The organism is Moorena sp. SIO3B2 (genome assembly GCF_010692525.1).
GTDB lineage: Bacteria > Cyanobacteriota > Cyanobacteriia > Cyanobacteriales > Coleofasciculaceae > Moorena > Moorena producens.
This window is the reverse complement of record NZ_JAAHHE010000769.1, coordinates 1-1856: the sequence shown is the minus strand read 5'-3', so window position 1 is coordinate 1856 and position 1856 is coordinate 1. Positions and strand designations below refer to the sequence as shown.

Genomic DNA, 1856 nt, shown 5'->3' with positions numbered 1-1856 from the left:
ATCACCTAGACCAATACCACTACTTTGGCACCAAAGCTTGCGATCGCGCTATCAACCGTTTGGCACTATCCCCCAACTCGCGAGTTTTGGACATTGGCAGCGGTGTTGGTGGGCCTGCTCGATACATTAGTTATAAAACGGGATGTCACATCCAATGTGTGGAATTAAGAAATAATTTTAACGAAATTGCCCAAGAACTCACCCAACGAGTGGGACTTGACAAACGCATCCAATACCTCACAGGCAATATTCTAAGTCCCCAAGTCATTGACGCCCTGTTACCAAGCTCATTTGACAGCATCATTTCTTTTTTATCATTTTTACACATTGAAAACCGCGATAAAATACTGGAAATTTGTTTTCGCTCTTTGAAGGACAACGGCCTGATCTATATCGAAGACTACGTGGCTAATGGCCCTCTGACACCAGACGTTAAAACCACTCTAGAAGAAGTAGTTCAATCCTCTTATTTACCAACCCGCGAAACCTACCGCAATCACCTCGAGCGTGTAGGATTTGCTGACATTTGTTTCATCGATTTAACAACAGGATGGAAAGGTTGGGTAAAAGAACGCTATCAAAAATTCCTCCAATCAAAAGAAGAATCAATCAAACTATTCGGTGAAAACGTTTATGAACACCGTCGTCAATTTTATCAAACCATTAGCGACTTGTTTCAAAGCGGTAAGATTGGTGGCTCCTCCATCCTTGCAAAAAAACCTTGTGTTCCAAAAATTCACCAAGTACCTGATACATATTTCTGCTCTGTAACCTCTGTCTATAGTGAACAATACCATTTCTTTCTCGAAGATGGTTCTCTACTTGCTCTAAGATATTTCAAAACAGGAACAATCGAGCATTATTCAGCCTGGTGGAGCGACACCAAGGGCTACTCCCTGGAACTTATCAATACCTCCGAACACCAACGCTCAGATCAACACATCTCTATCAAAAACAACGATGGAACCGGAACCATTTGTTTGCCAGAAGCTAATATAGAAATTCAATTCCAAGTTGCCGCCGAATTCACTTGGGCGGTTCCCGCTGAAAAAAATCATCGCGCCGTCATTCACCAACCAAAACTCCTGTGCACTGTGAACACAGGCGATCGCACTCAAAAAGCTATAGGTTATTGCAAAATTTATGATGGAGATTACCCCAAGTTTTGGGGCTACCACTTTGTTCATGCCTTTTTCCCTGATTACGGAATCATTTGGAGTGCTGAAGCCACATTTGGCGAAGAAAAATACAATTATTTCAAGCTACTCAACACCTCCCAAACAGAAAAAGAAATATTGTTAAACGGAGAAGATTCTTACCATCGCAAAACAAGTGCCCATGGCCGCATTCAAGACAAAATATATCACTTGAAATTCGACAATAATGCTTTTGCCAATTGGTCGAGTATCCTGCGAAATCAACCATCGACTATGGAAAGTAAGCTATGCTTGGAATACAGACCCGCTATTCTAGAAATAGACGACCAAAAAGTTGGCGAAGGAATTTGTTTAAAAGAATTTTGTTTCGGCACAATTACATAAATTGATTATAAATTAGTTCAAGGCTATCATATCGAAAAAAAAACAGCTGCTCAAAAAATAGCTAATCCATATAAAATTACCGAGAAACGATGGTGAAAACCCCTGTATTTTAAGCAGGGACTTAAACCGAGCCGTTTAGGCGCTTTCATATTTATCTGTCCTGCCTATGGTAAAATGATTCTTAAAGGGAGAGGTTATAGCAGAAGTCAGAAGTCAGAAGTCAGAAGTCAGAAGTCAGAAGTAAAACTATTGCGCTTACTTAGCTTTGAGACTTTTGTAATGTCCTAACTGCCCTGGCGACTGCTATAACAGCAG

General features: G+C 40.7%; 1 protein-coding gene. It reads left to right on the top strand.

Features of this window, described 5'->3' with window-relative positions:
• Positions 1-1541 (top strand): methyltransferase domain-containing protein (locus F6K38_RS40850; RefSeq protein WP_287360538.1); only part of this gene is annotated, 1541 nt, incomplete at its 5' end.
• Between the last annotated feature and the right edge of the window lie 315 nt (positions 1542-1856).